Origin of the sequence: Rhizobium sp. Leaf321 (assembly GCF_001423215.1) — a bacterium.
Taxonomy (GTDB): domain Bacteria; phylum Pseudomonadota; class Alphaproteobacteria; order Rhizobiales; family Rhizobiaceae; genus Neorhizobium; species Neorhizobium soli.
Genome location: NZ_LMOF01000007.1, coordinates 827,981 through 850,872, shown reverse-complemented (window position 1 = coordinate 850,872; position 22,892 = coordinate 827,981). Strand labels below are relative to the sequence as shown.

At 59.2% G+C, this 22,892-nt stretch carries 36 protein-coding genes and 1 pseudogene; 28 read left to right on the top strand and 9 right to left on the bottom strand.

The window, feature by feature from the left end; all coding sequences use genetic code 11:
* Window positions 1–314 precede the first annotated feature (314 nt).
* Genes ASF70_RS24680 through ASF70_RS17035 form a run of 4 tightly spaced genes read right to left on the bottom strand, consistent with a single transcriptional unit; the run spans window position 315 to window position 1,636 of the window.
* Window positions 315–848, bottom strand: a complete 534-nt coding sequence (locus ASF70_RS24680; RefSeq protein ID WP_244474063.1) for a hypothetical protein — start codon at window positions 846–848, stop codon at window positions 315–317.
* Entirely contained in the window at window positions 835–1,083 is a 249-nt protein-coding gene (locus tag ASF70_RS17045; RefSeq protein WP_062581355.1) for a hypothetical protein, read from the bottom strand. Before ASF70_RS17045 ends, ASF70_RS24680 begins: the two co-directional genes overlap by 14 nt.
* Window positions 1,080–1,298 carry a hypothetical protein gene (locus tag ASF70_RS17040; RefSeq protein WP_062581352.1) on the bottom strand — a complete coding sequence of 73 codons (219 nt, stop codon included), beginning with the start codon at window positions 1,296–1,298 and terminating at the stop codon, window positions 1,080–1,082. The genes ASF70_RS17045 and ASF70_RS17040 overlap by 4 nt, the downstream gene beginning before the upstream one ends.
* Window positions 1,299–1,303: 5 nt before the next feature.
* Entirely contained in the window at window positions 1,304–1,636 is a 333-nt protein-coding gene (locus ASF70_RS17035) for a hypothetical protein (protein WP_062581350.1), read from the bottom strand.
* A 162-nt stretch (window positions 1,637–1,798) separates the two neighbouring features.
* On the opposite strand from ASF70_RS17035, the gene ASF70_RS23715 reads away from it, so the two are divergent.
* Window positions 1,799–2,032 carry a hypothetical protein gene (locus tag ASF70_RS23715; RefSeq protein WP_082471942.1) on the top strand — a complete coding sequence of 78 codons (234 nt, stop codon included), beginning with the start codon at window positions 1,799–1,801 and terminating at the stop codon, window positions 2,030–2,032.
* A complete protein-coding gene (locus ASF70_RS17030; RefSeq protein WP_200943545.1) occupies window positions 2,022–2,330 on the top strand; it encodes a hypothetical protein in 309 nt (102 codons plus the stop codon). The genes ASF70_RS23715 and ASF70_RS17030 overlap by 11 nt, the downstream gene beginning before the upstream one ends.
* 4 nt (window positions 2,331–2,334) lie before the next feature.
* On the opposite strand, the gene ASF70_RS24675 is transcribed toward ASF70_RS17030, so the two are convergent.
* Entirely contained in the window at window positions 2,335–2,553 is a 219-nt protein-coding gene (locus tag ASF70_RS24675) for a hypothetical protein (RefSeq protein WP_082471941.1), read from the bottom strand.
* 2 nt (window positions 2,554–2,555) lie between these two features.
* The gene (locus tag ASF70_RS17025; protein WP_062581348.1) at window positions 2,556–3,287 is read right to left on the bottom strand and encodes a hypothetical protein; all 732 of its coding nucleotides are present in this window, start codon (window positions 3,285–3,287) and stop codon (window positions 2,556–2,558) included.
* 83 nt (window positions 3,288–3,370) lie between these two features.
* On the opposite strand from ASF70_RS17025, the gene ASF70_RS23705 reads away from it, so the two are divergent.
* From ASF70_RS23705 to ASF70_RS16995, 7 genes and pseudogenes are all read left to right on the top strand, one after another.
* The gene (locus ASF70_RS23705; protein ID WP_082471958.1) at window positions 3,371–3,610 is read left to right on the top strand and encodes a hypothetical protein; all 240 of its coding nucleotides are present in this window, start codon (window positions 3,371–3,373) and stop codon (window positions 3,608–3,610) included.
* A pseudogene (locus ASF70_RS17020) lies at window positions 3,607–3,849 on the top strand (DUF2312 domain-containing protein); the annotation flags it as partial. The gene ASF70_RS23705 and the pseudogene ASF70_RS17020, both read left to right, overlap by 4 nt.
* Before the next feature lie 571 nt (window positions 3,850–4,420).
* Window positions 4,421–4,588, top strand: a complete 168-nt coding sequence (locus ASF70_RS24050) for a hypothetical protein (protein WP_156461862.1) — start codon at window positions 4,421–4,423, stop codon at window positions 4,586–4,588.
* A gap of 362 nt (window positions 4,589–4,950) precedes the next feature.
* Window positions 4,951–5,346: a hypothetical protein gene (locus ASF70_RS17010; protein ID WP_062581343.1), complete on the top strand. Its 396-nt coding sequence runs from the start codon at window positions 4,951–4,953 to the stop codon at window positions 5,344–5,346.
* A gap of 47 nt (window positions 5,347–5,393) precedes the next feature.
* Window positions 5,394–6,179, top strand: a complete 786-nt coding sequence (locus ASF70_RS17005; RefSeq protein ID WP_162237994.1) for a hypothetical protein — start codon at window positions 5,394–5,396, stop codon at window positions 6,177–6,179.
* On the top strand, window positions 6,176–6,520 hold the full coding sequence (locus tag ASF70_RS17000; RefSeq protein WP_062581339.1) for a hypothetical protein: 345 nt from the start codon (window positions 6,176–6,178) through the stop codon (window positions 6,518–6,520). Before ASF70_RS17005 ends, ASF70_RS17000 begins: the two co-directional genes overlap by 4 nt.
* The gene (locus ASF70_RS16995; RefSeq protein ID WP_062581337.1) at window positions 6,517–6,717 is read left to right on the top strand and encodes a hypothetical protein; all 201 of its coding nucleotides are present in this window, start codon (window positions 6,517–6,519) and stop codon (window positions 6,715–6,717) included. Before ASF70_RS17000 ends, ASF70_RS16995 begins: the two co-directional genes overlap by 4 nt.
* A gap of 5 nt (window positions 6,718–6,722) precedes the next feature.
* Here ASF70_RS16995 and ASF70_RS16990 read toward each other — a convergent pair whose 3' ends face one another.
* The gene (locus ASF70_RS16990; protein ID WP_062581334.1) at window positions 6,723–7,802 is read right to left on the bottom strand and encodes a DUF3578 domain-containing protein; all 1,080 of its coding nucleotides are present in this window, start codon (window positions 7,800–7,802) and stop codon (window positions 6,723–6,725) included.
* Between the two features lie 74 nt (window positions 7,803–7,876).
* Here ASF70_RS16990 and ASF70_RS16985 point away from each other — a divergent pair, with 74 nt between their 5' ends.
* The 6 genes from ASF70_RS16985 to ASF70_RS16960 are packed head-to-tail and all read left to right on the top strand — an operon-like array spanning window position 7,877 to window position 10,839.
* A complete protein-coding gene (locus ASF70_RS16985; protein ID WP_062581332.1) occupies window positions 7,877–8,107 on the top strand; it encodes a hypothetical protein in 231 nt (76 codons plus the stop codon).
* Complete coding sequence (locus ASF70_RS16980) at window positions 8,104–8,499, top strand: DUF1064 domain-containing protein (RefSeq protein ID WP_062581330.1); 396 nt, start codon at window positions 8,104–8,106, stop codon at window positions 8,497–8,499. Before ASF70_RS16985 ends, ASF70_RS16980 begins: the two co-directional genes overlap by 4 nt.
* 14 nt (window positions 8,500–8,513) lie before the next feature.
* Window positions 8,514–9,341, top strand: coding sequence for a DUF1376 domain-containing protein (locus ASF70_RS24670; RefSeq protein WP_244474062.1), 828 nt, complete (start codon window positions 8,514–8,516; stop codon window positions 9,339–9,341).
* Window positions 9,283–9,888 (top strand): hypothetical protein, encoded by a 606-nt coding sequence (locus ASF70_RS16970; protein ID WP_156461861.1) that lies wholly within the window; start codon window positions 9,283–9,285, stop codon window positions 9,886–9,888. Before ASF70_RS24670 ends, ASF70_RS16970 begins: the two co-directional genes overlap by 59 nt.
* 39 nt (window positions 9,889–9,927) lie before the next feature.
* Complete coding sequence (locus tag ASF70_RS16965; RefSeq protein WP_062581326.1) at window positions 9,928–10,224, top strand: hypothetical protein; 297 nt, start codon at window positions 9,928–9,930, stop codon at window positions 10,222–10,224.
* Between the two features lie 15 nt (window positions 10,225–10,239).
* Window positions 10,240–10,839, top strand: coding sequence for a hypothetical protein (locus ASF70_RS16960; protein WP_244474061.1), 600 nt, complete (start codon window positions 10,240–10,242; stop codon window positions 10,837–10,839).
* A gap of 526 nt (window positions 10,840–11,365) precedes the next feature.
* Here ASF70_RS16960 and ASF70_RS16950 read toward each other — a convergent pair.
* Window positions 11,366–11,614: a hypothetical protein gene (locus ASF70_RS16950; protein WP_062581324.1), complete on the bottom strand. Its 249-nt coding sequence runs from the start codon at window positions 11,612–11,614 to the stop codon at window positions 11,366–11,368.
* A 23-nt stretch (window positions 11,615–11,637) separates the two neighbouring features.
* Here ASF70_RS16950 and ASF70_RS16945 point away from each other — a divergent pair, with 23 nt between their 5' ends.
* From ASF70_RS16945 to ASF70_RS16935, 3 genes are read left to right on the top strand one after another with little or no spacing between them, the layout of a single operon-like run.
* Complete coding sequence (locus ASF70_RS16945) at window positions 11,638–12,252, top strand: terminase small subunit (protein ID WP_062581322.1); 615 nt, start codon at window positions 11,638–11,640, stop codon at window positions 12,250–12,252.
* Window positions 12,216–13,655 (top strand): PBSX family phage terminase large subunit, encoded by a 1,440-nt coding sequence (locus ASF70_RS16940; protein WP_082471938.1) that lies wholly within the window; start codon window positions 12,216–12,218, stop codon window positions 13,653–13,655. Before ASF70_RS16945 ends, ASF70_RS16940 begins: the two co-directional genes overlap by 37 nt.
* Window positions 13,656–13,663: 8 nt before the next feature.
* A complete protein-coding gene (locus tag ASF70_RS16935; RefSeq protein ID WP_082471937.1) occupies window positions 13,664–15,592 on the top strand; it encodes a phage portal protein in 1,929 nt (642 codons plus the stop codon).
* Window positions 15,593–16,195: 603 nt separating this feature from the next.
* On the opposite strand, the gene ASF70_RS16925 is transcribed toward ASF70_RS16935, so the two are convergent.
* Complete coding sequence (locus tag ASF70_RS16925; RefSeq protein ID WP_062581318.1) at window positions 16,196–16,696, bottom strand: hypothetical protein; 501 nt, start codon at window positions 16,694–16,696, stop codon at window positions 16,196–16,198.
* Between the two features lie 227 nt (window positions 16,697–16,923).
* Between ASF70_RS16925 and ASF70_RS16920 the strand changes: the two genes are divergently transcribed.
* The 10 genes from ASF70_RS16920 to ASF70_RS16875 all read left to right on the top strand — a co-directional run bounded on the left by ASF70_RS16920 (window position 16,924) and on the right by ASF70_RS16875 (window position 22,888).
* Window positions 16,924–18,072, top strand: coding sequence for a DUF2213 domain-containing protein (locus ASF70_RS16920; RefSeq protein ID WP_062581316.1), 1,149 nt, complete (start codon window positions 16,924–16,926; stop codon window positions 18,070–18,072).
* A gap of 12 nt (window positions 18,073–18,084) precedes the next feature.
* The gene (locus tag ASF70_RS16915) at window positions 18,085–18,567 is read left to right on the top strand and encodes a hypothetical protein (RefSeq protein ID WP_062581314.1); all 483 of its coding nucleotides are present in this window, start codon (window positions 18,085–18,087) and stop codon (window positions 18,565–18,567) included.
* 3 nt (window positions 18,568–18,570) lie between these two features.
* On the top strand, window positions 18,571–19,542 hold the full coding sequence (locus ASF70_RS16910; RefSeq protein ID WP_062581311.1) for a DUF2184 domain-containing protein: 972 nt from the start codon (window positions 18,571–18,573) through the stop codon (window positions 19,540–19,542).
* 13 nt (window positions 19,543–19,555) lie between these two features.
* Entirely contained in the window at window positions 19,556–20,116 is a 561-nt protein-coding gene (locus ASF70_RS16905) for a hypothetical protein (RefSeq protein WP_062581308.1), read from the top strand.
* Between the two features lie 53 nt (window positions 20,117–20,169).
* The gene (locus ASF70_RS16900) at window positions 20,170–20,592 is read left to right on the top strand and encodes a hypothetical protein (protein WP_062581306.1); all 423 of its coding nucleotides are present in this window, start codon (window positions 20,170–20,172) and stop codon (window positions 20,590–20,592) included.
* On the top strand, window positions 20,592–20,993 hold the full coding sequence (locus tag ASF70_RS16895; RefSeq protein WP_062581304.1) for a hypothetical protein: 402 nt from the start codon (window positions 20,592–20,594) through the stop codon (window positions 20,991–20,993). Before ASF70_RS16900 ends, ASF70_RS16895 begins: the two co-directional genes overlap by 1 nt.
* Complete coding sequence (locus tag ASF70_RS16890) at window positions 20,993–21,376, top strand: hypothetical protein (RefSeq protein WP_156461859.1); 384 nt, start codon at window positions 20,993–20,995, stop codon at window positions 21,374–21,376. Before ASF70_RS16895 ends, ASF70_RS16890 begins: the two co-directional genes overlap by 1 nt.
* Before the next feature lie 116 nt (window positions 21,377–21,492).
* Window positions 21,493–22,071 (top strand): phage minor head protein, encoded by a 579-nt coding sequence (locus ASF70_RS16885; RefSeq protein ID WP_062581299.1) that lies wholly within the window; start codon window positions 21,493–21,495, stop codon window positions 22,069–22,071.
* Window positions 22,071–22,490 carry a hypothetical protein gene (locus ASF70_RS24230; protein ID WP_062581297.1) on the top strand — a complete coding sequence of 140 codons (420 nt, stop codon included), beginning with the start codon at window positions 22,071–22,073 and terminating at the stop codon, window positions 22,488–22,490. The genes ASF70_RS16885 and ASF70_RS24230 overlap by 1 nt, the downstream gene beginning before the upstream one ends.
* On the top strand, window positions 22,490–22,888 hold the full coding sequence (locus ASF70_RS16875) for a phage tail terminator-like protein (RefSeq protein WP_062581295.1): 399 nt from the start codon (window positions 22,490–22,492) through the stop codon (window positions 22,886–22,888). Before ASF70_RS24230 ends, ASF70_RS16875 begins: the two co-directional genes overlap by 1 nt.
* The last annotated feature ends 4 nt before the right edge of the window (window positions 22,889–22,892 follow it).

Here is a 22,892-nt window from a genome sequence, read left to right as displayed (position 1 = left end):
GGCAAAGACGAAGGTGCGGAGCGAAACCTTGGCACCGGTGCGGCCGGCGCTGGCGTTCCGAGCTTGCGTTTCCTTCTCCGCGTCAGCAGCCTGCCGGGCGAGACGTTCCGCCTCGGCTTCAGCTGCTGCCGCGCTGTTGTCGTTCTTCGCGGACGCTTGTTCTGCCGCGATGCGAGCGGCGTCGGCCTCGCGCTGGATGCGATCGGCTTCCGCGCGCGCTGCTGCTTGGCGATCGCGTTCCTTGCGAGCTTCTTCCTGCAGGAAGGCATCGAGGTGGCGCTTGAGGCGCTTGGAGAGGGTGTCAGGCTCCTCCTTCAGGTCGCGCCATTTGTTGTCGACGTTCTGCCGGCGTCGAGGTGCGGCTGCTTTTCGACCTTGTGCAGGTCGGCCGCGCGCTTGGAGATGCCAGCGATACGCTTTGACAGCACGCCGATCTTGTTCGCCTGATCCTGGGTCTCGACCTTGGACTTGAGCAATGCATCGGCAAGCTCCTGCTCGCCGGCAAATTCTAACTTCAAAGCCTCGAACGGATCGCTGGGCAGATTGTCGCCCATGCCGAGAACCTGCTCCGGCTCGTCGTCCCAGCCGCCGCCTTCGATAGCCTTGGTGTAGGCCTCGTGGGTGATCGGGTTCCGGCAGCAGTATGTCCAGATTTCGGAGGCGTCGGTAGTGCGATCACCGCGCATCGCGTTCCACTTGCCATCCTCAAACCAGATGGCAACCGGCTCCCAAGGCTTGTCCTTGTAGCGAGTGCGGTAGAATCCCTGCTGGGGGTCGCTGTCGTGGATCGGGCCAAGGTTGCCGGCGAGGGCGTCCTGCCACCACTTCCATGGGTTATCGTTTGGCATAGGAAACGTTCTCCTGTTGAGCCTTCGCCATCCGGCTGCTTTCCGGCATGGCGGCAAAAATGAATGATGATGCGATGAGGGCGAAGGCGATGGCAGACGCGATCGGGACAAGAACCATGTCCGCGGTCTGCCGGGCTCTGATCTTGCAATTGATCGCCTCTGCACGGGCGACGAATGACTTCGCCTCCATCAGCGCCAGCTCTTCGTCGAGGTCGGGATCGCTTTGCGGTCTCATTCTGCTGCCTGCAGCATCGGGACTGAAGCGCGCTCGACGGTGCAGCCAAGCTCATGAGCAAGGCTGTCGAGGAGAAGGCGGGCCGCCTGCATGTGATAGGCCACGTCCCAGTCGAGCTGCGGGTCGTGCTTGCCGGCAAAAGCGCTAGCGCATGCCAGTTCCAGCCTGATCCGGTCGGCGTGGGCCATCGCGTTTGATATGTTCGTGGCGGTCATCGCGGTTACTCCGCAGCTTCGAGGAACTGGAAAGGGGCGGCGACCGGGAACGGGAAGCGAGCAAAGACGCCCTTCCATTCGCGTTCCTTGCGCTGGTCAGCAGTGATGCCGACCAGCTGGTCGTTGATGGGTGTGGGAGCGAGTTCGTCGAACAGCGGGCCATTGCCGCCAATCTCGCGAAGCTCATGGCAGGCGCGGAGAGCGACGAGGTAAGATGCAGCAGCGTTCGGAGACCGGAGACCATTCGTTGCGCGGTGGCGAACGGTGAAGATCTTGGCGTTGACGACCTTGAGGTTTTCTCTCAGTGCGTCGGCTGTGGTTGCTGCTGTGACGTGCATCGCTGCTCTCCTCGGTGTATGAGTAGAACGTACGTTATGTACGATATTTCGTCAAGTACATTTTGTACGATTTAGCCGTATTTGCGAAAATTAGCGACCCAGCAAGAATCGATTCGACTCTGCGTTATCGTTCTTTTTTCATGAGAACAGAAGGAGAACGGAATGTTGGCAGCAGTTCAGGCATCAGCAGAGTTCACGCTCCATATCCGGTGCGAGAACTGCTTACGTCACAGTCAAAATTCTATCGTCATGCCGGTAGGTGAGGGAATCCCGCGTGATGCGGATGAGCTGACCGAAAGCGTTTATCTGGAAAACATCCCGTTCAGATGCCAGCCGTGCGGAAGCGTGATCGGCCGGCTTGTCGGGATTGATGGAGGTACGTCAAATGGCTATTGAGCGGGAAGTCTTGAGTTTCATCATCGTGCCGCCGTATGCTCAACGGGCTGTAGTCACGGCGGCGAAAGAGCGGTTCGAGGACTACCTGTCGCGCCGCTTCCCTGGCTACGACTTCACGGTTGGGCCATTCGCGCCGGTCGGTGACGAAGACGAATTCTGTGTGTTGCCAGTCATGAACTATCCCGGACCAAACGGGGAGAGCTACATGTGCGATCCGCCAAAAAGGTGGTTCGTCCAAGACATTGCGGATGCGTGCGCCTCGTTCGACCTGAAAGGCACGCGTCACTTTGCGGCTTAGCCTCTCACGCTTTAGCTCTTTTGCGTCGATAAGTAGACGGAGGAGGTAGAGCTTCGTGAGTTTGAGCGAGGACTTCCAACCAAGCGCCTAGTTCTGTCGGGACCTCTTCGTTTCCTGTCTCCAAAGCCTCGATCCATGAAAGCTCACACTGTAGGGCCGACGCGATGTTGATCGGCGTCCAGCGAATAACACGAAGGCATTCGTTGAAACGATCAGGTGTCATTTTCAGAACCCCGGCAGGTCGTTCATCACGCGGCGAACCAGCGCGATCACCTCGACTGTAACGCCTTCGTCCGCCTCATCGTCGCGCTCGACGATTATCGGCTTATGTTTCGGGTTAGTGGATCGCGGGTGAAACTCTGCTCGATCGGGGAACACCTCGATCTGCTTAACCGACCATTCGCGGAAGTGACCGCCGTCTCGCGAGCGCTGGACGATGACAACCATCCCAGAACGCAGCTCGATATGCCCGATGTCTTCATATGCCAGGCAGACGAGGCGATCGCCGGGAAAGATCGGGCGGGGGCGCAGATCATTCATGCTGTCGCCAGCGCAATCGAACACCAGCTGCCGAGCGTTCGGAAACTTTTCATCACGCGGGAGCATGATCTCGATCGGCTCCGACTGATCGAACTCGTCGACCTCGCGGAAAGCGCCAGCTTCGACGATGCCAGCAACGCGCCCGACCGTCATGCCAACACGGCTGAGCGTCACATCGCTCAACGCTGCTCCGGTATCCTCTCCCGGTCCGTCACCAAAAAGAATCCACCCCGCTTTGGCGCCGAATAGTTCGCCATATTTCTCGGCGGCCTTGCGTGAGATCGGACGATTGCCGTTCTCGTGGCTGATCAGGGTATTCTTGTTGATGTCACGCGGAAACGCGTTCGCCGCATCGGTTGGGCTCTCATACCCTGCCGCGGCGCGCACTTGCTTCAATCTGTCCTTTGGCAATTCCATTCGTACATTATCGCTCAAATTTATCGTGCAATGTGTACGATTTCACCTTGCGGGCTTTCAGTACTTTTTGTACGATGCAGTCCATGAGTAAGACACCCACCTCCATTTCGAGCCTCATCGACCTCTGGGACACCATTGGTGATTTCGCCAATGACGTCGGCTGCGGATACGAAGCCGCTCGCCAGATGAGACTGCGAGACAGCATTTCGCCTCGGCACTGGAATGGCGTGATCGCAGCGGCCGCCCGCAAGAGCATCGCGGGCGTCGATTGGCAGTGGCTTGCTACCCGGCACACATCTTCCAGGAAGGCGATATCAGCATGACCGACGCACACGGCGTAGCCCGCGACCAGCTCCGAGCCTTCATAGAGCGGATCGAACGTCTCGAGGAAGAGAAGAAGACGATCGCTGACGACATCAAGGATGTCTACGGCGAGGCCAAGGGCATGGGCTACGACACCAAGATCATGAAGCAGGTGATCGCCCTTCGGAAGAAGGACGACCAGGAGCGGACCGAAGAAGACATGGTCCGCGACACGTACCTTGCCGCGTTGGGCATGCTCCCTGATTTCGAGGCCGACATCGCTCCGGCGCCGGGCGCTCCCAAGCCTACAAGATCGCCAGCAATGGCACTGCAATCCCCGCGTAAGGCGGCGGAGGCGGTATCCGAGAGGACCGCAGTTCAGGTCGAGGATCATTCCCCGGCTGAGGCCACGATAGAGGGGCAACCTTCGGAGACCGTGGCTACCAGCGCCGAAAGCGCAGGGGAGGCGGCGAGTAAATCGTCCGACCTCCCCACCACTTCCAAGTCCGAGCAACCTCTCGAAGGAGGCGACGATGAAGTAGCTCAACCCCAGTACGCCGCAACACAGCAGGCCGGGTCGCCGTTCAGTACCAGCCGCCCGGCCGACCATCCCATCCTCCTCCTGCGACCTCATTGCCGGCACCCCGGCGAAGAAGTCTGCGGCGGATCGGGAAAGAACCACTGCCAGAATTGCCTGGAGGTGATGCGGGAGCTCGAGACGGCATGACACCGATCCTCTCCCCATCCTCGATCGATGCAATGGCACAGCGCGCAATTGAGCACGGCGTCGGCCTCGATCGCAAACCCGTCCAACGCCCTGTGAGGTCAGCATGCGCATGTTTCTTCTCGGAGCATTCGTCGGCGGCGTCATTGGCGCACCTGCAGGCTTCCTTCTCGCGGCTCTCCTGATCGGCTCAAAAGCCGTGGCCCAAGAGCACAAGAGCCAAGACGACAACATCCAGCCAGAGGCCATTCGTGTGGCCCGGCTAACCAATTGACGGGCTGACCTCCTCCCAGCCCGTCAATCCGGGTCCAGGCCGATTGAATCCTCCCGATCGGTCTGGACCCGTTCAACTCGCAGCCTGACACGATCGTCTTTGAGCCTGAGAACCACGGCTTGGACGATCGGACCCAGCGCTACGAAAGGTGCCGAAGCCTCCGGCGGAGAAGCTTCGGCGGCAAAGCCGGATGGCGGTTCGGCTCTGCGGTTTGGAAATTGAATCACGGCACCCAGGCGGCGGTCTGAGCCGGCGGCAGAGGGCGAAGGCCCTGCAAGGTCTTTTCCTCTGCCGCTTACATCATCGCTTCTGCGCATCACGCGTCTCCGGTTGCAAGGAGATCAATCGCACAGGAGCCGAGCATGAAATCGGAAATCTCACCCGGAAATTCGGGAAACTTGAAACAGGGCGCCCGCAGGAAAATGAGTGACGTAGCAACAGCAAACTTCTTGGTCGAGGAGATCGGAGCGAGGCGCCATGTAGGCGACATGTTCCACGCCGCCTGCCGCGAACTGCGTGCACGCTTTCCTCACCGCGACGACCCCGAAAATCAATGGACAGAACGCCGCCTTCGCGGGTGGTGGAACAACGAGAGCCGTGTCGTCAAGCACTTCCAGATGGTCGAGCTTTTCGAAACTGCCGAAGCCCTGAGGGAGGCGAGGGACGCCCATGCTGAATACAAAGCCAAGACCGCCGCTCTTCGTCAGATGGCTCAGCTTCGAGCGGAGACAGTCGCTCGCACTGTGGCTGAGAGATAGCGCCGCGGGCCTCGCAGAATGGATTTGCCCAGAGCTTAAGGACCAAGATGATGTATGATGCGGTCAAGTTCTATGTCGGATTGCATCAGCCTTCGGATGCTAAGCACTTCGATTTGGCGTGCATCAGCATCAACCGCTTGCGTGGACGCAAGAAGCAGGTGCCATGCGGCGACGTCATGGTCGACAGCGGGGCGTTCACGGAAATCTCCAGCCACGGCTGCTATCGCCACTCCGTGGAGGAATACGCCGCCGAGCTACATCGGCTGTTCACTGCGGGCGTCGTCAAAATCGCAGCGGCCGTTGCCCAGGATTACATGTGTGAGCCCTTTATCCTGGCGAAAACCGGTTTGACGATCGAAGAGCACCAGCGTCTGACAATTGAACGATATGACGCCCTCGTTGCTGAACTCGATCGGTTGTTCGGCGGCAAGTGCCCGTTCCATATCATGCCAGTCGTTCAAGGCTTTGCACCACAAGACTACGTCAATCATATCCGGATGTACGGCGACCGCTTGAAACCCGGCATGTGGGTTGGTGTCGGCTCTGTCTGCAAGCGCCAAGGTGATCCTCGGTCAATCATCGCCGTCCTTCAAGCCATCGCTTCGGAGCGCCCTGACCTCTTGCTCCACGGCTTCGGCGTCAAGATCACCTCGCTGCTCCACGCTGGCGTCCGCGCGTTGTTGGCTACAGCAGACAGCATGGCCTGGAGCTTCGCAGCTCGTAAGCAAGGGCGCGATGCCAACGATTGGCGCGAAGCCGATCGTCTCGTCCAACGGGTGCGGGAAGCGGCAAACCAGAACAACGAGCCCTGGCAGATGGAGATGTTTGCATGATCAGAACCTGCGACCCATCCGTTTCTGCCTTCGTGAGCCACGTCGTTCCCATCCCGGAATGCTGCCCGGTCTCGAAGAACCCGCGCCCAGGCTCGACTGTCCGCGTCTCCTACCTTCCTAAGAACATCGTTGTGCCCGTCGAGGTGCTGGAAGAACGCGTCCGCGGATATGTTGGAGGCTTCGAAAGCATCCGCGGCATGGAGGAGGTGATCCAGGATGTCGCGCGGTGGTGCGCGAAGGAAACTGGCGTTCGGGTGCGTGCGGTCGCCGACCTGATAATTCAGCCGCCCTACGGCGGGCCTGAGCAGACAATGCGCGTCTCAGCGAGGGCGTCAGTATGACCGACCCCTCTGAAATGATCGCTTGGCTCGACAGACGCATCGCCAGCGCGATGACCTGGCTAGACGACCACGGCAAGGGCTCCAAGAAGCCCCGCCCTGAGCATGAGATCACCAACAAAGAATACGACATCGCCCGGTTTGAGGAGGTGAAGGGTGCGTATCTGAAGGCGATTAAGAAGCGCGATGAAGCCGCATGATCTCCTTAACCCGGAAAAGTATATCTAAACGCGGTAGCCGTAAGGCTGTCCTCTTCCATTCGCCAGGGATCGTGTGCCTCTACTGCACCCCCAGCGGCCAAGTCTCCGTTAAGCACTATCCCGTGAACAATAAGCAAAACATTGTTCGGGTAAAACTGTTGGTGCAGATCCACCTCGTTCTTCGTCAACAAAATCACGTTTGGACCGCCGGTTGTTCCCTTGACCTCCACGATCTTTGCAACACCGCCAAGCGCCGCTCTGTAGTCGCATGGCTCTCGCAGATGCACATCTCGAATTCCCGTAAAGCCGTTTACCTGCAGCCATTCTCTTGCGACAGTCATGGCTCTCTCATCAACAGAACGTCTCTGAGCCGGGCTGAGCCCATAGCCTTGCCCTCGGCGCGGCTGGCGGTTTGGGTTGATAAGTCCATTAATCTGCGCTGCAGCGTCCAATACGTCACGGGCAAGAGCGCCCGGTTGTCGGTTGGCTGCGCTATAGAGCATTTCAAGAAGCTGGAGCGCTCTCACGAGGTCTTCAAGAAGAACTCTCTCTTCCGGAATCTGTCCAACCGCATACGATTTCGAGAACGCGGTCGTACGCTCGTATGCCTGTGGAAGTTGCGCAGTGCTGCCAAGTGCGACACCCTCGTCGAACCCATTTTCGGCCGCAGCCGTACCAATCTCACCGCGAGACCAGTTCATCAAAGCCAGCGCTTCAGCCGCTGGCCTAGGCTGGAAAGTCATTCCGTCCCACGTTGTGGAACCGTGGCAGATACACAATGCGACCGCGCGGCCGTCCGGGCGGAACAAGTAAACTGCATACCAACCGTCCTGCGGGTTTGGAGATTGATTGTCGGCGAAGATCCTTACCCAGGGGACAACTGTCTTGCGTCCAGTCCCGTCCTTACCCGTTACGTCGAATTCATTTGCGAATTCGCCAAGACTAGGGGCCAGTTCGCCTTGTCGCGCCCGGATCCATCTTGGGATACGCTGCCGGACTATAATCCCGCGTCTGGCCATAGCGTCGGTATTTTCCGGGGAATACTCGAGCTGGAGCTCCAGTACCTCATTCATCATGTCACGCATTCGCCCGCTCCTCCTTCGATTCCGGCAGCGATATGGGAACAGGAAAGCTTAAGATTTGGTTCGGAGGCCGTTGCATGATCTTCCGCAATGCCTTCGCTCTCTATGGTCCCGACGTTGAACGCATATCCTCAGAGACCGGCATCGCGCCGCACGAGGTAGATTGCCTGATCAATGCCGCTATGAATGCGGCGTATCTTGAAAGGCTGAATTGGCCTGTTCGCGCGGTCACATCTCCCGCTCCAGCTCGCCAAATTTCCGAGAAGCTCATTCGCTACGCCGGATATGACGAGAGGGGCTCCGCATGACCGAGGTCCTGTCCCGCCACCAGTACCGCGCCGAGCTCGCCATGATCGAACATGGCAAGAGGCGCGAGAAGAAGACGAACAAGTTCGGTGCCAAGCGCACGGTCGTCGACGGCGTCACCTTCGACAGCAAGCGCGAGAGCGAGGTCTACAGCGACCTCAAGAACCTCGAGCGTGCCGGCCGTATCTCCGGCCTCGTGCTTCAGCGCAAATTCGAGCTGATCGTCAATGGCCAGATCATCGGAACCTACCGCGCCGACTTCTGCTTCATCGACCACGACCAAGACGGCAGGTTTCGGACGATCGACGTGAAGGACGTCGTCACCAAGGACTTCAAGCGCGTCCAGAAAATCATCAAAGCCGCCTACAACATCGATGTCGAGGTGCAGAAATGAGTAACGGGGCGTGGATGCCGCTTTACATCGCGGACTACCTTTCAGACACCGGGCACCTGAACGCTGCAGAGCACGGCGCCTACCTGCTGCTGATCATGCACTATTGGCAGAACGGCCATCTTCCACAGAACGAAAAGCTGATCGCTCGCGTGGCTCGTATGACGGTCGACCAGTGGGAAGAGAGCCGCGACGTGATCGCCATGCTGTTCGGCCCCAACTGGACGCACAAGCGCATCGACGCGGAGCTTTCGAAGGCCGATGACATCATCGAGAAGCGGCGCGCGGCCGCAGAGGCCCGCTATTCGAAGCCCAAAAAGCAGCCATCAGATGCAAATGCAATGCATGTGCAAAGCAAAAGCACATACACGCGCGTGCCACCTTTAACCGACAACCTTACTGCTTCTGCTTCTAACGAAGCATCAGCAGGCGCCGCGCTCGATCCGACGATCCTCGAAAGCAAAATGCGAGAGGCTGCCGGCGATAAGATCCAGCCGAGTGGTGGGTTTGTCGTCGGACCCATCATGGAATTGATCCTGGCGGGCGCTGACGTCGATCTCGACGTTCTCCCGGCCATCCGCTCCACCGCGAGCAAACTCACGCGTCCTGCGCGATCCTGGGCCTATTTCGTGCCAGCCATTCAAGACGCCTTCGACCGCCGAAGGTCTGCTGGAACGTGGGAGCGCGCTCAGCCGCCGCCCGGACAGCGTCCGAGCATGACGGCGCATCAGCAGCGCCACCAAGCAGCCATCAAAGCATTCGACCGGAAACTAGGAATTATCAACGATGACGAATTTACCGGCAACACTCTCGACCTTGAAAGCCGAGATATCCGTTCTCACTGACAAGCTGGCGCCGAGCACTGAGGCGCATGTAGCCGAGGCGATCAAGTCTCTGCTGTCGTCCGGCCTGTCCCTGCCTTCCTCGCTCTCGCCCGACATGGCGCCGGCAGTCTACGCCTTCGCCCTCAAGGGCATATCCGGATCGGCGCTGAAGCGCGTCGTGGCGAAGATCATCCGCGGCGAATACGAGATCCATCGCGCTTTCATTCCGAACGCGCCGGAGTTCGCCATCCTTGCCCGGGGAGAGGATGCGCCGATGGTCGAGGACCTGGCGCGCGCCCGGGCCATCTTTAACGCCAAGTCGGAAGCCACGCCGCGCCATACCCACGCTCAGGGCTTCAGGGATCTGCGCATCACTGCCCGCCTTCGTTCGGAAGAGCTTCAGCGGGCCGGGTTCGTATTCATCCGCGAGTGCAAGAGTCACGAGAAGTTCGCCAACCTTCTGAAGAAGCGGGAACTGCCGGTCGGCGCTGTCCACCTTTGGGCGATCGACGAGGTCTGGGCGCCAGGCGTTCGGCAGGATCAGGATTTCCAGGAGCAAGCAGCATGATCATTCTGCTCGCCAAATCGAAAAGCAGAGGACCGCGGCATGAACAAATATAGCGCCTATCCCCATCGCATCCCAGGCGGCTTCGGATACTGGGCGATGCTTCGCCTATGCCGTGACGCTCATCCGGCTCCGATCATGGCCGAAGCCGACAGGCCGAAGGTGTTCGCCACCAAGGGCGAGGCTGCGGAAGAAGCGTTGAAGCACCTGGTCGCCTTCATGAACGGCCGACCGATCCGCGGCGAGACATTCGATGCGAAGCCGACCAGCTCGGCCCGCATGAAAGCTGAAATGCTGTTCCTCGGCGGGGGCAGAACTATCCAGGTAGAACGGGCTTAAGGCGAGGGAACGAAGATGGCAGTAAAGAAAACAAGGAAGCAATCGGTTCGATCGTTCAAGGGGCTCGAGATCGCAAACACCGACTTCGAGTTCATTGGCCTTGGCAGCCAGCACTCAGAGATGAAAATCATTGAGATCGACAACCCGCATTACAGCAAAAGGCATGCCGGCGCCTCGGGCAATCCGAAGACGGTGAGCGCTGCGCTGAACCTGCGAGAGAGCCCTATCGCCATGATGGCAGCGAAGGGCCACCTCGAAACCCATCAGGTCGAAGCAGCGATTAAGTTTCGCCGCCTATGGGAGTCGCTTGGTGGTTCAGGTGCAGGGTCTTTCGACTACACCCGCGAACCAGTCGATGGAGGCGGGCCACAGGAACCCATAACCGAAAGGCAGATCGATGCGGGCTTTAAGCTCGAGGAAGCCCGCAAGCATATCGGCACGCGCTGCTTTGGAATTGTCGAGAAAGTTGCGGGCGAGGGAGTGCCGATCGCCAAGCTGGGCAACAGTCACCGCGAGAAAACAACGCTTGCGGACTATCTCCGCAATGCACTCGACGATCTTGCAGACCTGTGGGGAATGAAGACGAAAACGCGTAAGCCGCTTGCCAACCTATAACCTGTTGGCTATGTATTGATTATGGTGGTGATTTGCGCGATGCGCTCACCATCCACTTCCAAAGCCATACCCAGGGGAAGCCGCTGAGCCCCGCTTGTAGATCTCGATCGTCATGACGATCGCTAGCAGCCAAGCCGGGAGGGTAGCCCGGCATCATTTACGTGGGGTGGAGCAGCTCGGTAGGTCGTCAGGCTAATAACCTGAAGGCCGCAGGTTCAAATCCTGCGTTCGCAACCAAATTTTTCTCGCGTCGTCGGATCAGGTCTCACCATCCGCGCAGGCCAATCCACATCATTACGACACCTAGGATAACGAAGAAGCCGACGATCGCGAGCGCATATGAGTAATCCATTGCGCGACCTTTGGTTATGTCGGGCGATAGATGCAACATATAATTGTTTCGTAACTCGCCCCTTTATCGTGCGGGGCGCAGGCTGACACCATAGAGGAGACGCCGCCGACAACGGGCGTCTCCATTCCGGTGCCTCAATCTGTACCGATAGGGCAGAGATTGCGTTACCTTGGGCTAGAACCCTGCTTTGGAATCGCCAAACCGGCAGATCACGTGGATGTCGTAACGCTGGAATGCGCCGTTCCAATAAGACGTAGCCACCCTTACGTGTTCGATGTGGAGAAGCCCACCTGTTTTCCCATAGCTTTCGGTGGACAGGATAAGTTCGTTGCCCACGTCGATGCCTGGCAGCGCCACATCACTTTTGATCTCGGCGATGATCAACTCGGTCGTCTCATAGAACATGTAGTTGAACGTAGACATTTCCACCCTCCCAAGGTTAATCCATGCCAGTCCTCAAGAACGCACGGCATGAGAAGTTCGCACAAGCCCTCGCGAAGGGGAAGACAGCAGATGATGCATACGCGGACGCCGGCTTCAAGCCTGACCGTGGAAATGCATCTCGCTTACAGCAGAAAGACAACATCAGACAACGCGTGACTGAGCTTCTTGAGTGGGAGCAAGCAGTAGAACGGAAAGCCACAGAGAAGGCTATCGACAAGCTCGCGATAACAAAGGAGCGCGTCCTGGCTGAGTTGGCCAAGATCGGCTTCGCAGACATTCGCAAGGCCATCAAGTGGCAAGGCACTCTCGTTACCGAAGAAGATAACCCGGATGGTGGCGACGTTCTTGTGATCAAGAATGTTGTCACCAACAATGTAACGCTGATCTCGTCCGAAGAGATTGATGACGACACGGCCGGCGCGATCGCTGAGATCAGCCAGAACAGCACGGGCGGCATTAAGATCAAGCTTCACGACAAGAAAGGCGCGCTGGTCGATATCGGCAAGCACCTGGGCATGTTCGTTGAGAAGCATGAGCACTCCGGGCCGGATGGCGGTCCGATCCAGACAGAGACGAGGACATGGCGAGAGGTTCTGCGCAGCGAAAAGAAGAGCTGAGCGCCTCAACCCCACTCACCAACCCTGCGCTTTATGATTTCTGGGAAGGCGTCTTCTTCGGGGAGAACGACATCGCTGTTCTGCACGGCGGGCGTTCAAGCTCAAAGACACGAGACACGGCCTGCCAGCTCGTTCGCCTCGTTGATCACGTCCGGGTCAAGATGCGCGTTCTATGCATCCGTAGGTTCCAGAACAGAATCCAGGAATCGGTCTATACCGAGCTGAAGTGGGCAATCGCTCACCTTGGGCTGACAAGCGCATATGAGATCCAGAAGACGACGATCATCCACCGGGCTACCGGCTCGGAGTTCATCTTCTACGGCATCGAGCGAAACCTTGAGGACATCAAGGGAACGTCAGACGTCGATATCCTGTGGGTGGAAGAAGCGGAGAAGCTAACCGAAGATCAGTGGGTCGTCATCGGCCCGACGATCCGCAAAGAGGACAGCCTCGCGATCCTGCTTTTCAATCCGAAGATGGTCACCGACTACGTCTGGAAAGACTTCGTCGTCAACACGCCGCCGCACTGCATCGTGCACAAAATCAACTACACGGAGAACCCGTTTCTCTCAGAGAAGGCCAAACGCGATATCGCGGCCATGCAGGCCCGCGACCCTGAGATGTTCGAGCACATCTACAGCGGCGTCCCTCTCGGGGATAGCGAGCTGTCGATCTTCAAGCGCCGCTGGCTTGATGCCTGCGTTGACGCTCATGATGTGCTTAAAGTCGAGTTGACCGGGCTCAATATCATTGGCTTCGACCCTGCCGACGATGGCGAGGACAAGAGCGCGACGGCCGACAAGATTGATGGCGTCTTCACTGATGCCGAAGACTGGTCATCCGGCAAGGATCAGCTCGTCCAGAATGCAAAGCGAGTATGGGCCAAGGCGAAGAACGCCGGCGCCACGGTCTCTTACGACACGATCGGCGTTGGCGCCTTTGTCGGCGGGTACATCGACGAGCAGAACGAAGAGCATAGCGCCAAGGTAAAACATTACGCCTTCCATGCTGGCGGCGCGGTCATGGACCCGGACAAGCCGAGCGATTTGCAGAACGACAACAGCACGCTCAACAAAGACGAGTACCTAAACCTCAAAGCGCAGGCCTGGGCGAATACAGCGCGCAAAGCAATGCTGACTTTCAATGCCGTGACGAGAGGTCAAGCGATCCGGACGGGTGATGTGCTGTCGTTCTCGTCGCAGATTGGCAAGGACAAGCTTGACGCGCTCTTTACCGAGCTTTGTGTCCCCTGGTGGGTCGAGACAGAAGGCAAGAAGAGGGTTGTTCCTAAGCTCAAGCTGAAGAAGGACCTCGGCGTGAAGTCGCACAACTTGGCCGACGCCGTGATCGCCGCTGACAACGTGCATATTGCCGGGTCCACCTTCACACTCGACAACCTTTGAGGACTGCAATGGGAGAAGCGACATTTCAGGCAAATGACAGCCTGACCAGTCTCGTGTCCCGCATGGGCACAGACAGGGACAAGGCCGCCACGGTCTTCTACAACCATCCGGTGATGACCGATGAGCAGGCCCTTGCCGCCTATCGGGGCTCATGGCTCCCGCGCAAGATCGTCGACATCCCAGCGCTGGACAGCTGCCGCAAGTGGCGTGACTGGCAGGCGAAGGCTGCCGACATTGAGCTGATCGAGGCCGAAGAGATCCGGCTGAACTACAAGGGCAAGGTGCTCGATGCGCTGACAAAGGCGCGTCTGTTCGGCGGCTCTGCGATCTTCATCGGGACTGGTGACCAGAACCCGGAGAAGCCGCTCGATCCGGCAACGGTCAACCAAGGTGGACTGAAGTACCTCACGGTCCTGTCCCGCCGTGACATGACGGCAGGCCCGATCGAGCAGGACGTGACAAGCCCGTATCATGGCAAGCCGTCCTACTACGAGGTGACCGGCGCCAACGTCATGGTGCGAATCCATCCCTCGCGCCTGATCCTGTTCGTGGGAGCGCGCCAGCCCGACAGCCTGATGACGTTCAATGCGCTGGATGGATGGGGCGACAGCGTCCTGACCGCCACGCTTGATGCCATCAAGAACGCCGACAGCACGGCCGGCAACATCGCATCGCTGGTGTTCGAGGCGAAGGTCGATGTGATCCGAATCCCGAACTTCATGGCCTCGCTCGGCGACGAGCGGTACAAGGCCAAGATCATCGAGCGCTACACGCTGGCCAACATGTCGAAAGGCATCAACGGCACGCTGCTCCTCGACAAGGAAGAGGAATACGAGACCAAGGGCGCGCAGCTCGCGGGCCTGACCGATATTCTCATGGCCTTCATGCAGATCGTGTCGGGTGCGGCTGATATCCCGGTTACGCGTCTGCTCGGTCAGTCGCCTGCAGGCATGAGCGCGACCGGCACCTCGGACATGAAGAACTACCACGATCGGATCCAGTCCATCCAGGAGCTGGAGATCTCGCCGGCGTTGCAGATCGCTGATGAGTGCCTGATCAGATCGGCCCTCGGATCGCGGCCGGCGGAGGTTCACTCGGTCTGGGCGCCTCTCGAGCAGATGAGCGAGAAGGAACGGGCGGAGATATTCAAGACCACCGCAGACGCCGCAAGGCAGCTCGTCGGTAGCGGGACAGGTCAGGAGATCATTGCTCGTGATGCGGTATCGCGTGCCTTGGTCAATCGCCTCGTCGAGGATGGTGTTCTGCCAGGCCTTGAGGATGCAGTCGACGTGTTCGGAGAGATCGGCGAGCAAGAGCCATCGGAGGCCGAGCTTGCCGCGTCAGCGGCCGCGCAGCAGCCGAACGCCAACAACGTGGTGCGGATGCAGCAGGCAGCGAACGACGCCGCGCCGCGGACGCTCTACGTAACCCGCAAGGTGCTGAACGCTGCGGACCTGATCGCATGGGCAAAGGGGCAGGGGTTCAAGACCACGCTCCCGGCCGGCGACTTGCATGTCACGATCGCCTTCAGCCGCACGCCGGTGGACTGGATGTCGATCGGCGAGAGCTGGCAGAGCGAACTCAAGGTGGCAGCCGGTGGCCCGCGGCTGATGGAGCAGTTCGGGGAAGCCCGAGTGTTGCTGTTCAAGGCGAGCGAGCTGCAGTGGCGGCACGAGAGCATCAAGGAAGCTGGCGCGTCGTGGGATCACCCCGAGTACCAGCCGCACATCACCATCAGCTACGATCCGGATGCGCCGGATCTAGCCGACGTCGAGCCTTACCAGGGTGAGATCATCCTCGGACCGGAACTGTTCGCGGAGGAGGTCAAGGAAGACTGGAAGGAAGGTGTGACCGAAGACGGAGGTGCGCCATTCGGTGGCGCGACCTTTCGAGGACGCGAAAAAGCGAAGAAGCCGCGGAAGCGGACGGAGGTTTGATCCGTCACAGCATCCGCGTGGCGCGAACGGCAGATTTGTATCGACTGGTGAGCGGCTTCGGTCTGCTGCTGCGCAGGCGGGACAGAACACGATCAACCACGTCGAGATTGGCTCTGTACGCCGTCCGGCGGAATTGTCGAAACTGGTTGGCGAGGACGTGCGAGGCTTCAAACATGCCGCCAGCAACCAGTCTATGCGTCATGCCCTTCGGCAACACGGAGACTATGCGTCAGAAACGGCGAGGGGGCAAAAGGCGCTGACCGAGCGTGATTTGGCGCGCATTCCCGACATTACGCGAGAGGGTGTCTACCGCCAAACTGATCAGCGACCTTTCGGGCCACGTCGTGTCGAGGTTCATGCCACCATTGAAGGCGATCGATACGTTTACGTCGCCGAGATCAGGCGCAAGAAGCGCAGGATCGACATGGTTACGATGTGGAAAAAGTAGGGAGACTGTCACCCTGCCTCATGCCCTGCTTTCGCAGTCCTTGGGCTAACGTCTGAAACGACGGGCGACTAATTACAGTTTAGTGCATGGCACGCAGAACATCAAGGATTTTGCCCAGATCAGGGACTTCTCGCTGCGTTCGATAATAGTGGGCGTTAGGACCGCACTGTTATCTCAACCGACGTGATGGGAACACCGAGCGATTCTGCGAGTGCAGCCTTTGCCTCCGAGATCGTTATGTTGGGGAACTTCCTTGCACTCGAAAGTACGGGTGCCGCATCTGCGGTGTGAGCATCATCCATTTCTTCCTCGTCATCCTCAACAGCCGCGACTGTGCTGTCGATATCCTCGATTTCATCATCTTCGCCCAAAGCTGCTTTTCCAAGGCTGATAGGGCTGTAGGCCCATACGAAACGCGACTTCTGACCCCTGCGACCGACAAGAAAAGAACCGCATCCGGCTGTTTCAAGAACGCGAGCAAAGCTGACTGCCTCTCCACGGGAAATGCCTAGGGACTTGGAGAGGTGGTCTATGCTTGTGGTGCCCGTGTCTTTACGGCGACTGGCCATTGCATCAAACAAAATGGTTGCTCGATCGTTCTCTTTATAGAGCTGGCGAATGTTTTTAAGAATGGTATTCGAGACTTTGGCGTTCATATTTCCTCTTTTTGGTTAAATAGCTGACTATAAGTTCATCATATAACCATTTATGATTCTTATCAAGCCAATAATGATATTTAAAGATCATATATTGAAAATAAGAGAGCTTACAGGCCTGTAGTGGTCGTCACTCTCAATCAATCGTCCGACGCCGGGTCCCGATACCCTCGGGCAGGAACCTCCCGAAGCTGCTTATAAGCGGCTGTTATATAAGGGCTTCGACCATGCAATTCACCGACGCTGTAACGCTGTCCGGCACCCGCCGGACTGGCGACGGATACCTTGTTGCCGAGGCTCGGTCGGTTCGCACCGGCATCCAGCTTTATTCCGGCGATGAAGTCGGCAAGCCGGACATGCCCGTGGTTCGGGTCTACCGCCCAGCTGATCAGGTCTTCGCGCAGGACAGCCTTCAGAGTTTCACCCATGCGCCAGTGACCATGAACCATCCAGCAGAAGCCGTGAACGACGGCAACTGGAAGGATCTGGCAGTCGGCGAGGTGAGCACGGCAGCCAAGAGGGACGGCGAATGGGTACACCTGCCGCTGATCCTGAAGGATCGCGCTGCCATCGCAGCTGTCGAGAGCGGCAAGCGCGAGCTGTCCGCCGGCTATACCTGCGAACTGGTGTGGGGCGACGGCATCACGCCTGAAGGCGAGCCGTTCAACGCCACCCAGACCAACATCAAGATCAACCACCTGGCAATCGTAGATCGCGGCCGGGCCGGTTCAATGGCTCGGATAGGCGATGGTGCCTCCGATGTGTGGGGCGTTGCCCCGATCAATGATCACCAACCTCAGAAGGAAAAGATCATGACCCTGAAGACGGTAACCGTCGATGGTATCCCGGTCGAGGTGACCGACCAGGGCGCCACGGTCATCACCACGCTGCTTAAGCGGCTGGACGATGCCAACAGCAAGATGAGCACGGCTGACGCTGCGCACCTCGCCGCGCTGGCTGCCAAGGATGCCGAACTCGCCAAGAAGGACGCCGCACTGGACGCCGAAAAGGCCAAGGTGCTGTCCGACGCCGATCTCGACAAGCGCGTGCAGGATCGCGCCGACCTGATCACGCTGGCAGCATCGATCGCCAAGGACGTCAAGACCGTTGGCCTTTCCGATGCGGCAATCCGCAAGGCTGTCGTCACCGCCAAGCTCGGCGATGCTGCCGTCGCTGGCAAGGCCGACGCCTACATCGATGCTCGCTTCGACATCCTGGCTGAAGACGCCAAGAAGGTCGCCGGCGCTGATCCTTTCGCCGCCGTCGTCAAGGACGGCGTCACTCCCACCGCTGATGCCGACAAGGTCGTGACCGATGCCTATGCGGAGATGGTCGCCGACATGAAGGCGGGCAAGACTTCCCCAACGGTCAACTAAGGAGGCGCTTCAATGGCTACCTACCAGACCACGTATACCGAAGCTCCTCCGAAGGGCCTGCCTGGCCAGATCGCCAACGAGGAAAAGTGCAACAAGGTCAGCCGGACCGTCGAGAACGCCGCTGGCGTCAAGTTCGGCCAGCCTGTCCAGCGCGGCGCTAACGATCATGGTGTTGTGCCTCTCGCGGCCAGCGGCAAGTTCATGGGCCTCGCTGTCCTGACGCCTGCCGTCCCGCCGGTCGCACCGGGCGCAACGCTCGTCGAGGGCTACCCGCAGTATTTCACCGGCGCGTTCATGACCGATGGTCAGATGTACGTGCGCGCAGGTGTCGGCGGCGTCACTGACGGCGATCCCGTCTACTACAACACCGTCACCGACCGCTTCGTCGCCGCAGCCGGCACGAACATCGTCGGTCCGATCCCCGACGCATTCTTCGACACCACAGGCGCCGCGGAAGCGATCGTCGAAGTGTCGCTCAAGCACAGGAGCGCATAAGCCATGAACCAGATCATCCGTCAGCCTTTTGCTGATGCCCAGGCGGCTTATCCGTTCGTCCTGGCGCAGGGGCGGAACATCGAGACCAAGATCTACCAGCGCCGTTATCCGACGTTCAACTACGGCGCCACCGTGCCCGTGGTGACGGAAGGCAACGCATGGGCGATCGGCACGACGTTCTTCACCGTCGACACTGCCGGCGAGGCCAAGTTCCTCTCTGGCGCTGGCACCGACATGCCGTTCAACCAGGCTGTTCGCGACCAGTCGAGCACCGACTTCGCCATGATCGGCTCCGGCTGGGAATGGAACCTGGAGGAGGTCAACCAGGCGGCGCTCTATGGCATCGACCTGAACTCGACCAAGGCCCTGTCCGCGGCCGACAAGGTCGAGCGCCTGCTCAACTCGATTGCCATCATCGGCAACACCGAGAGGAACTGGACCGGCTTCGCCAACAACCCGGGGGTTGCCCGCGTCACGGTCGCTGCAGACGGTACCGGCGCCACCACCTTCTGGGCGAACAAGACCGTCGACCAGATGCTGCGCGATGTGAACGACCTGATTTCCAGCGTTCGCACCAACACCAGCGAAGTCGAGTGGGTCGACACGCTCCGCCTCCCGCCGGCGGCTTTCCGGTACATCGCCACCAAGCGCCTCGGCGCAGGCGATGGCTACATCACCGCGCTCGAATACCTGCGCAAGAACAACGTCTACACGGCTGAGACGAACCAGCCGCTGGACATCCAGCCGCTCCGCGAGCTTGCCAAGGCATCGCAGAACGGTGGCGGTCGCATGGTGGTCTATCGCAAGGATGAAGAAGTCCTTCGCTTCCACCTGCCGATGCCTCGCCGCGCGCTGCAGCCGCGTCAGAAGTCCATCATGGGCTTTGAAACCGGTCTGATCGCCCGCACCGGTGGCACGGAATGGCGTCTGCCTGGCGCAGCCGCCTATGGCGACGAAATCACCCCGGCACCGTAAGGAGAACGGAACGATGGAAGTCACCAACAACAGCAAGGCGCCTCAGGGTATTCACACCCTGACCGGCGTCGTCTTCGTTCAGCCGGGTCAGACAAAGACCGTTCGGCTGAACAAGACGCTCGAAGGCCATGCCAAGGGCCTCGATTTCTTCGAGCTCGACGGTGAGGCCGAAGAAGACGTGCTCGGTTCTGCTGATCCCAGTCAGGGCGTCCGAGTGACGGCAGAGCAGATGGACGATCTGCGCAAGAAGTTCGAGGAGCAGATTGCCGAGATCGGCCGTCTGAACTCCGAGAACACCGACCTCACGACGACGGTTGGCGAACGCGATGCGACCATCGAGGCACTGCATGGCGAGATCGTCGGCTTGAAGGCATCGCTCGAAGCTGCAAGCCAGCCGAAGGACGATGGCTCCGCGACCGAGTTCGTCGTCAAGGAGAAGAGCCCTGGCTGGTTCGTCATCGTCAAGGGCGATGCCGAGGTCACCAAGTCCCTTCGCAAAGATGACCTGACCGAGTTCCCGACGATGAGCGCCGACGACAAGGCCGCGTTCGTTGAATTGAACAAGCAGTCGTAAACACTGACCCCGGCGGGCAACTGCCGGGGCTCCCCACCCTTAGGAGAATGAATATGGCTTTGCTTGGAACGTTGTCCGGCTTCCGGGCCTATGCGCTTGCCCGCGGCGACAACGCGCCCACTGCGGCCTCAGACGTAGCCGCTACAGCTGCCCTCATGCGTGGGTCGGACATGATCCGCCTCCGCTACGTAGCCAATCTCTGCGGCTATGACATCACATCTATCCCGGCCGGCTCCGATATCCCGATCGTCGAGGAAGCCGCCTATATTGCTGCGTCTCTGGAGCTGACAACGCCGGGGTTCTTCTCCAAGACCTATACCGGAGCGGAATCAAAGGTGCTCACCGAGGTCAAAGGCATCAAGTGGACCGTTGTCGGCAAGAGTGAAGGGGCCTACGCCTACATGCCTTCCTCCTCACTAATTGACGCTCTGTTTGGCCCGTACATGTGCTGCGGCCCCGCAATCATGGTGGTCTGATGGAAGATTGGAACGCCATAGCTGCCGAGGTTGACGGTGCCATTCGCTCGATCGGCGACGTGTCTCAGCCCAACGGATATCCCATCACGTTGCGCTTCCCAGGCGCGAAGACAGGACCGAGCTATGACCCGGTCGAAGGCGCTCCGACATACAAGACGCTTCACTGCGTCGAAGGATACCAGGAGATCCGCGATCAGAACGGAACCCTCATAGGCCAGACGCGGCATACCTTGACCGTCACCGCGAAACCTGATGCGGTCCCGCTAAAGAGTCTCAAGATCGCTGTCGGCATAACTGCTGAGCAGGCGGACGAGGATAGCGACTGGATTGTGATCGAAGAAGTGCGCCCGTTGGCGCCGGCCGGCATCGCCGTGCTTTATGATTTGGATTTGGTGATCTGATGGCTCTACCTTCTGAAGTGCAGGCAGTGCTCGACAAGCTTGAGCCCGAGGTCCGGCAGGCCTTTCTCGACGCCATCGCACGGATCACCTCGACGGCACAACTCAACACGGTCATCGCCCACATTGAGGCCGGTAACATCGAAGCAGCGGTTCTCGCGCTGCGCATCGATCCGACATTCTTCCAACCTATGGACCGGCTTCTCTCCGAAGCCTTTTACCAGGGAGGAGTGGTCACGCTTGCATCGCTCCCGAAGATACCAGACCCTTTTCGGGTGGCTCAGCGGTTTTTGGCTTCAATGGAAGGCATGAACGAGCTGAGGCTTGGGGTCGAAACAACATCGCAGCCTTCATCACCGGACCAGAAGGGGTCATCGAAGGAATAAGGCAGGCGGCTCGCGAGGTCATCCTCGCCGGGCTCCATGAGAACCGCACGCCGACAGCCATCGCCGGCGACCTTCTTGGGCGCAAGAGTGCGGTGACTGGCCTCAGGGAAGGCGGGATGATCGGGCTCACGCCCGACATGGCCAGAACTGTCATGCGAGCCCGCAACGGGCTGATCCAAGCTGACAAGGCTGAGATCGCGCGCTATCTCGGATACAATCTCCGCGACAAGCGATATGACGCCGTCGCAAGGCGTGCTGCGGCTGAGGGATGGGACGCCGCTCTTGCTGCCTACAATAAAGGCCGCAAAGAACCCCTAAAGAAGGCACAGCTGATCGGGCGCATCGTTGCGTCCTACAAAGACCGGGCGCTCAAGTATCGAGCCAGGTTGATTGCGGAGAACGAGACGATCACCGCGATGCGGGCCGGGCGGCACGAGGGATTTCGTCAGCTCGTCGACGGCGGGACAGTATCCGAAGACCAAATCGAACGGTCCTGGGACTCCGCCGAGGACAAGAAGACGCGGCCGGATCATCTCGCGATGGAAGGGCAGAAGGTCGAAGGCCTTTCAACGCCCTTCGTTGCACCCGATGGCTCTCTCCTGATGTTCCCCGGCGATCGGTCTCTAGGGGCGACCACAAAGCAGACCATTCGTTGCCGCTGCTTCGAGCGGGTGAGGATAAGGTACATTCGCTGATGGCCGGAGCAGACGCGAAACACTTCCGCGCTCGGACGCAGGTCATGAAAGAGCGGATGCGGGACGTGTTCGCAGAGGCCGTTCAGGACGTTGTCGAGACCGCCCAGCGAGAGAAGAGCAAGGGCGGGCGCATGCCTAACCGGATCAGCGGCAACCTCATCAATAGCCTCGTAAGCGGCCTGAACGGCTCTTTCGGCGCGGCAGGCGAAGCGAGCTATGTCGTCACGCTCCAAAGCATGATGATCGGCGACGTGGCGCAGTTCGCATGGACCGCCCCCTACGCTCGCAGGCTCGAGTATGGCTTCTCTGGCACCGACAGCCTCGGCCGCCACTACGAGCAGACCGGGAACCACTTCGTCGGCGCCGCTGCTGCGATGTTCCCACAATTCGTCACCAAGTGGTCTGGTCAGGTAAAATAATGCCCATCGCAGAAACAGACATTGAACTCGCGCTGAAGGCAGCGGTCGAGGCGGGAAGCCTGTCTTGGTCGATCGCTTGGCCCAACCAGGATCATAACGGCGCGAAGCCGTACATTCAGTGCGAGATTGTTCGCGTGAACCGCCGCGATGAGACGCTTGATGGAGTGATGCCCATCTCTCGCGGCATGCTCATGATCACTACTGTTGCAGCTCGCGGCACCTCGTCCCGGGTCAGCAATCAAAAGGCGGATCAAGTTGCCGACATCTTCCCAATGGGTCGACGCATACCAGTGACCGGTGGCCAGATCGTCATCATCAAACCACCCGACGTCAAAGAGGGGTTCCCTCAAGACGCCGATTGGCGAACGCCAGTCCAAATCGACTACGAAGCTTCCTGACGAA